General features: G+C 46.0%; 3 protein-coding genes. All 3 read right to left on the bottom strand.

What is annotated here, in order from left to right; translation table 11 throughout:
- On the bottom strand, nucleotides 1–1,922 hold a 1,922-nt coding region (locus B7X71_RS13760; protein ID WP_293601033.1), incomplete at its 3' end, for a M3 family metallopeptidase.
- A 53-nt stretch (nucleotides 1,923–1,975) separates the two neighbouring features.
- Entirely contained in the window at nucleotides 1,976–2,830 is an 855-nt protein-coding gene (gene folD, locus B7X71_RS13755; RefSeq protein WP_215300931.1) for a bifunctional methylenetetrahydrofolate dehydrogenase/methenyltetrahydrofolate cyclohydrolase FolD, read from the bottom strand.
- 6 nt (nucleotides 2,831–2,836) lie between these two features.
- Nucleotides 2,837–3,484: a response regulator gene (locus B7X71_RS13750; RefSeq protein ID WP_215385745.1), complete on the bottom strand. Its 648-nt coding sequence runs from the start codon at nucleotides 3,482–3,484 to the stop codon at nucleotides 2,837–2,839.
- Between the last annotated feature and the right edge of the window lie 134 nt (nucleotides 3,485–3,618).

Genomic DNA, 3,618 nt, shown 5'->3' with positions numbered 1-3,618 from the left:
TCAGCCCATTTATAGCTGTAATAGCCTGCGGCGTAACCGCCTGCAAAAATATGGCTAAAGGTATTAATCCATCGAGAGATGGCAGGCTGAGGAATCACATTGAATTGATCCGCAATGCTTTTGGATAGATCCAGTACGGCTTGTCCTTTTGCTTTTTCAACATCAAAATTAGCGTGCAGACGCCAGTCGGTTAGAGACATCACCACTTGACGCAATGTCATGTAACCATTTTGGAAATTCTTGGCCGCTAGAATCTTGTCATAGAGTTCTCTGGGGAGCGGTTTTCCAGTCTCTGCATGTGCGGTCATCTTCTCTAAGACTTCCCATTCCCAGCAGAAATTTTCCATAAACTGGCTTGGTAACTCCACTGCATCCCATTCAACACCATTAATGCCAGATACGCCTAGGGCACTTACCTGAGTTAAGAGGTGGTGCATGCCATGACCACTTTCGTGGAATAGGGTGATGACATCATCATGAGTAATAGTGGGTTGACGCAGTACGCCATCAACTTTTACTGGCGGCGCAAAGTTGCAAACCAAATACGCTACTGGCACTTGAATCTCACCATTCGGTAATTCTCGTCGACCACGCGCATCATCCATCCAAGCGCCACCACGTTTACCAGGGCGAGCATATGGGTCAAGGTAGAAGTAGGCTACAACCTTGTCTTCAGTATTCTTAACCGAGAAGGACTGAACATCCGAATGCCATGTTGGTAGATTGGCGCTCTCAATATTCACGCCAAACAAAGTCTGGATTACTTGAAAGAGCCCATCTAGCACTTTGGGCAGCGGGAAGTATTGCTTCAGCTCATTCTCAGAGAATGAGTAGCGCTCTTGTTTAAGTCTTTCTGAGGCAAAAGCAATATCCCATGGCTCTAATCCATCAATAGTCAATTCAGTTTTCGCAAACTCAGAAAGCTCTTGCCAATCTTTCTGTGCAAATGGTTTTGCTTTATGTGCAAAGGTAGTTAGGAAAGTATCTACCTCACTGACACTGCTAGCCATTTTGGGGGCTAAACTCAGGGCAGCATAGTTTTCAAATCCCAGCATGCGTGCTTCTTCATCACGCAATTTGAGTTGCTCCAACATATTTGCAGTGTTATCCCAATCTAGCTTCCCCTTTGAAAATTGGGGTGCTAATTCCGAGGCTCGAGTGACGTAAGCTTCATACATCAAGCGACGGAGTGCGCGATTCTCTGAATACTGCATGACTGGGTAGTAAGAGGGGAAGTGGAGGGTAAAAGCCCAACCTTGCAGACCCTTTTGCTGGGCAGTATCTGCTGCTGCAGCAATAGTATCTTCAGGCAATCCAGCTAACTCAGATTTGTCGGTAATGACATGGACAAAGCTATCAGTCGCATCTAAAACATGGTCAGAAAATGCTTTTCCTAATAATGCTTGTTCATCCTGAATTTGAGAAAAGCGAGGCTTATCAGCATCACTGAGTTCGGCGCCACCAAGACGAAAATCCCTTAAAGAATTTTCAATCACTTTTCTCTGTGAAGCACTCAAATTGGCATAGTCAGCACTTTGACTAAGCTCTTTGAATCTTTGGTAAAGCGCTAGGTTTTGACCTAGGCTGGAGAAGAATGCAGTCACCTTGGGGATCATCTCACCATAAGCTGCTCTCAGTTCTGGGGTGTCTGCAACACTATTGAGGTGCGAAATTACCCCCCAAGATCTGCTGAGGGATTCGGTAGCATCTTCGAGAGGCTCAAGAAGTTCGTTCCAACTTGCAGGAGTCTTTGGGTCGATTGCTAGAGCTACTGCTTTTTCCGCCTGTGCCAGCAGAAAATCTATCGCAGGTTGAATGTCAGAAGACTTGACCTGAGAGTAGTCGCAAATACCGCGACCGAATGAAATAAGTGGATTCTGTTGTAGCACAGTAGAAGCTTGTAGAGGGGTAGATGTAGTCATCCCTCTAGCTTAATGGACTGAGAGCAATTTTGCCAAAAGTCTCAATCAATTCCTTAGTGTTTTGCTGCCTTTTCTGCCGCTTCTAAGGTGTTCATGAGTAGCATGGTGATCGTCATTGGGCCGACGCCACCAGGTACAGGCGTGATCCAGCCAGCAACGTACTGGGCTGCATCAAAATCGACATCACCACAAAGCTTGCCATCAGGCATGCGATTGATACCTACATCGATTACAACAGCGCCATTTTTTACCATATCGCCAGTAATCATTTTGGGTTTGCCGGTAGCAACTACCAAGATGTCAGCATCTTTAGTGTGATGCGCCAGGTCACGCGTTTTGCTATTGCAAATCGTGACTGTAGCTCCCGCTTGGAGCAAGAGCATTGCCATCGGCTTGCCAACGATATTGGAGGCGCCCACGATCACTGCACGTGCACCCCGGATGGGGTATTCAATACTTTCAAGAATCTTCATGCAGCCGTACGGCGTACATGGCTTGAATTCAGGTTGGCCCACCATTAAGGCGCCAGCATTCGCTACGTGAAAACCATCCACATCTTTTTCTGGGGCAATAGCTTCAAGAACACGTTCCGCTGCAATGTGTTCTGGCAAGGGAAGTTGAACCAAGATTCCATGAATGGAAGGGTCAGCGTTGAGGGTGGCAATACGAGCTAGTAATTCTTCCTCACCCAAATCAGCTGAATATCGCTCAAGCACAGAATGAAAGCCGACATCTTCACAAGCCTTTACTTTATTGCGGACATAAACCTGGCTTGCTGGGTTCTCTCCAACAACAATGACTGCTAGGCCTGGTCTAACGCCTTTGGCAGTGACGATTGCGCCACGGGCAGCAATTTCAGTACGAAGTTTTTTGGATAAGGCAACGCCGTCGAGTAGCTGTGCAGGCATAAGAAGTTAGTTAGGTTGTGGGTCTGATAGCGCTAAGCGGAGTAAGTCAGCAACAGTATTTACATTGAGCTTTTCCATAATATTGGCACGGTGTGCCTCAACAGTTTTAATAGAGATGCTAAGGTCATCTGCAATCTGTTTGTTCAAGCGGCCAGCCACAATACGTTCGAGAACTTGGCGCTCACGCCCAGTAAGTTTACTTAAGAGGCTCTGAGTGATTTTGCGTTGGCTTGCCTGAGAATAATCAACGCGTGCTTTTGCAAGCATACGATCTACCAAACCGCAGAGGTCGTTTTCTTTAAAAGGCTTTTCAATAAAATCAACTGCGCCACGTTTCATTGTTGAAACTGCCATTGATACATCGCCATGACCAGTGATAAATGCAACTGGCATTGGTAGATTTTCGCTTATCAAACGTTCTTGTAATTCAAGGCCTGACATGCCTGACATTCGAACATCTAAAATGGCGCAAGAGATCGTAGATCTATCAGTGCTTTGAAGCGACTGCAAGAATCGCTCAGCGCTTGCATGGCAGCGTACAACATACCCATTGCTTTCTAGTAGCCAGGTGAGGGAGTCACGAACTGCCTCATCGTCATCTACAACATAAACCACTTCAGCTTGGTTGGGTTTGGTAGCTGCACTGATATTCATATTAGTTCTCACAGATAAATCTAAAAATACATAAATTAACTACTTACCATTGAGCCCGGAGACTCTAGGGGTAATAATATTGTAAAGGTGCAGCCAGACAGCTTTGTTTGTTCTGCATCCATCTGATTTTTTGC

This window comes from Polynucleobacter sp. 39-46-10, assembly GCF_002282275.1.
This window is presented reverse-complemented; position numbering and strand designations above follow the sequence as displayed.